Origin of the sequence: Microcoleus sp. Pol11C3 (genome assembly GCF_036701485.1) — a bacterium.
Lineage (GTDB): Bacteria > Cyanobacteriota > Cyanobacteriia > Cyanobacteriales > Microcoleaceae > Microcoleus.
Map to the genome: position 1 here is coordinate 1 of NZ_JAUBQW010000262.1, position 2,600 is coordinate 2,600.

Below are 2,600 nucleotides of genomic sequence, written 5' to 3' on the forward strand. Positions count from 1 at the left end.
GAGTTTCAGCTTCTAGTCTTATGCACGAGTCTATCTTTTATTAGATAAAGTTATCACCATAAGTTCTGAAGAGCCGTGTATCTTTTAAACTTGTCAGAATATACCAAGGCTCTTTTGTAATAATATTTCGATATTTCCCTAGCCATTTACCTGCCAGATTAAATCCTTTAATGGGTGCAGTTTTTCTAATTGTTACTTCTCGATTGAAAAATCTATTTCCTGGCTCTAATCCTAGCATTTTTACTTCAGCCCACAACTTCGATTCCGTCTTGATGCAAACATTCTTTTTTAGTCGCAAACAGAAATCTACTTTCTTCTCCCTCAGCCAGTTGGCGAGGGTAACGCTACAAAATTCACGCTCTCCTAACACTATCAATTTATAACCTGATAAAGCGGCGAATACTGGCGTCAATACGACTTGTTGATTTTCTAATGTGCTGTTCCCTTGTTTGTCAAGCATTTTCCAATAAATAGGAATAGCTCTTTTTCGCCAAATCATGCTGATCATCAAAATATTATTTGATTGCCATTTGGTTCTGTCTATTGCTAAATAAACAACATTATTCTGTTTTATATTGCCTTGAATCCAAGCAATTACTAGGGACAACCAAATATTATCTAAATTCCATTCATCATCTGATAAGAATCTCTGATTTTTTTTTTCTACTTTCAAATTTAATGGGCATCGCTAGTTTGGTCGCTATGCTTTCTAATGTGACTTCTTTAATGGATTGCACTACTTGAATCAATAAAATCGTTAATAAGTAGTTAGAATGTGTGAGTTTTTCTGACAAATGGGCATGATATGATTCTGGTATCATTTAATTGTTTTTTAGGTAAGAAGCTTTTTTACCCTATCTTTTTTCAGGCTATTTGTCTAGAGTTGCCTCCCTGTCTGATTTTCAGGCGATCTGTCCCCCCGTCAGGAAGAAGATTGGCTTCACTCGAAAAAAAAGACTTATGGCTACCGCGAACGGGATGAAGCCAAGCGGCAGGCTTTCATAGCCGAGTTGTCCACCCTACGGACGGAGGAAATTGTCTATGTTGATGAATCAGGGATGGATGACCGAGACCAGTATGATTATGCTTGGAATGAACGAGGTCAACGTTTCCATGCACTGAAATCTGGGCGAGGGAAAGGTCGGGTCAATATGATTGCTGCCCTGTGCCATCAAAAATTGAGCGCCCCTTTTACTATCGAGGGAGCGTGTAATCGAACAGTTTTTGAAATCTGGTTAGAAACAACTTTAGTTCCAACACTTATTAAAGGAAAGGTTGTAGTGATGGATAATGCCACGTTTCATAAAGGTGGTCGGATTGAGGAATTAATTCAAAGTGCAGGATGTAGACTGTTATATTTACCACCATACTCCCCAGATTTCAACATAATTGAACAATGCTGATCTTGGCTGAAGAGTCGAATTCGTAAACTCAAGAATCAGTTTGATTCTTTACGAGACGCAATCGAGGCTGTCTTACACCTTGCGTCCTAACCGCCTTGGCGGTTGCTATAGCACCAATATGGTTTTCTAACTTTTTAGAAAATGAAAGAGTCTTTCTTACGAGACGAGAAACACGTTGGCGCAAAGTATTATTAAATCTTTCAATGTGATTAGTTTTTCCACTGTCTTTACCAACTGGCTGATGGCGTTTGCTTGGAAAAATACAAGCATACGCAGCCTAAAAATCTGTATAGCAAACAGCAAATTGTCGATATACAATAGGTAGAGAATTCCATAATTGTTTTGCTCCTTCTTCGCTGCGCTCCCCAATATATAGCCTTTCTCACAAAGATGAGGTACAATAACAGCAGTGTGTAAACCAGTTAAAAATATTTGACGATGTAACTTGCCCCAACGCAAATTCTCTGGCTTTTCCTAATTCTTGATAATTAGCAGTTTTGAGAGAACGGAGAATGATTTTAACTTTGGACCACAGACTTTAAATTGGTTAAAAATCGGGTGAATAAGGTGATAAGTATATTAATTTGGCTCCTTGATTTTCGATCGCTTTTTTCACTTTTTCTCCCAAGTGAATTGGACAATTATCCATCACGACACAAGAACATTTCCATAGTTTGGGTACAAGTTTTCTGATTATAAAAGCTTCAAATGTAATGGCATCAGTTCCGCCTATTAAATTAACCGATGTCAAAATTTCATTGACTGACATTGCTCCAATTATTGAGACATTTTTGCCACGCGCAAGTTGGTTTCGACACCCTGGCTCTTTCACCTTTTAAAGATCTAGCATATAACCTAACTATTGCTAAATTAACTCCCCATTCGTCAATGAATATTAAGTCTTTCAAACTAATTTTTTTAATTATTTCCCAGAACTTACCTCGCAGGATTTGAACTCGCTCTGTGCCTTTACCTGAAGGGAAGAGAGTCTTTTTTTTTACAATAATGTTTAAGAGTTTTATCATTCTTCCTATTGTCGCTATACTAACGGCAAATCCAATTTTCCCATAAAGTAAATAACGGAGTTCTTCAAGAGTTGCATCATTAGACCTCTTGCAAAAATAACTAGGGCTTGCTGAATAATCGATCGCAAACTATGAATAGGAGCGACCGATATATTCAAACTCAACTAAAGAT

Annotated in this window: 2 protein-coding genes and 2 pseudogenes; 1 reads left to right on the forward strand and 3 read right to left on the reverse strand. The window is 37.4% G+C overall.

Annotated features, from left to right (window positions below; all coding sequences use genetic code 11):
* Nucleotides 1–40: 40 nt before the first annotated feature.
* Nucleotides 41–673 carry a hypothetical protein gene (locus tag QUA40_RS28245; RefSeq protein WP_333131956.1) on the reverse strand — a complete coding sequence of 211 codons (633 nt, stop codon included), beginning with the start codon at nucleotides 671–673 and terminating at the stop codon, nucleotides 41–43.
* Nucleotides 674–927: 254 nt separating this feature from the next.
* On the opposite strand from QUA40_RS28245, the pseudogene QUA40_RS28250 reads away from it, so the two are divergent.
* Nucleotides 928–1,493 (forward strand): annotated as a pseudogene (locus QUA40_RS28250) (IS630 family transposase); the annotation flags it as partial.
* Here QUA40_RS28250 and QUA40_RS28255 read toward each other — a convergent pair.
* Together QUA40_RS28255 and QUA40_RS29215 are read right to left on the reverse strand one after the other, a co-directional pair.
* A pseudogene (locus tag QUA40_RS28255) lies at nucleotides 1,432–1,773 on the reverse strand (IS1 family transposase); the annotation flags it as partial. The pseudogenes QUA40_RS28250 and QUA40_RS28255 overlap by 62 nt on opposite strands.
* A 177-nt stretch (nucleotides 1,774–1,950) precedes the next feature.
* A complete protein-coding gene (locus QUA40_RS29215; RefSeq protein ID WP_445301212.1) occupies nucleotides 1,951–2,235 on the reverse strand; it encodes a transposase in 285 nt (94 codons plus the stop codon).
* Nucleotides 2,236–2,600 lie beyond the last annotated feature (365 nt).